Annotated in this window: 1 protein-coding gene; it reads right to left on the bottom strand. The window is 69.9% G+C overall.

The annotated features are described in order from the left end of the window. Nucleotides 1-333 (bottom strand): ATP-binding cassette domain-containing protein (locus SM757_RS35090; protein ID WP_322468883.1); only part of this gene is annotated, 333 nt, incomplete at its 3' end. Nucleotides 334-438: the final 105 nt, after the last annotated feature.

Raw genomic sequence — 438 nt, 5'->3', positions numbered from 1 at the left:
GGAGCCCGTGCGCACGTGGCGGCCCACCATCACGTTTTCCAGCGCCGTCATCTCGGGGAAGAGGCGGATGTTCTGGAAGGTGCGGGCAATGCCGGCCTTGGCCACCTCGTGCACCGCCGCCGGCTTGTAGGGCGCGCCGCCCAGCTCGAACGTGCCGGTGTCGGGCGTGTACAGGCCGGTGATGACGTTGAAGAAGGTGGTCTTGCCGGCGCCGTTGGGGCCGATCAGCCCATAGACCTGGCCCGCGTGGATGTCGATGCCCACGTCGGAGAGCGCCTGCAGGCCGCCGAAGCGCTTGCTCACGCCGCTGACTTTCAACACGGAGTTGCTCATGCCGTGCGCTCCTTGGTGACCGTGGCGGAAGACTTGCCGGCATCGGCCGGCGCCGGGGCGGCCTTGCCGTGCTCAGGCGGCGGCCAGATGCCACGGGGGCGCGAG

The organism is Azohydromonas lata, assembly GCF_034427735.1.
GTDB classification, from domain to species: Bacteria; Pseudomonadota; Gammaproteobacteria; order Burkholderiales; family Burkholderiaceae_C; genus Azohydromonas; species Azohydromonas lata.
Note: the sequence above shows the minus strand (reverse complement) of the source record. Positions and strands in the feature narration are given on the sequence as shown.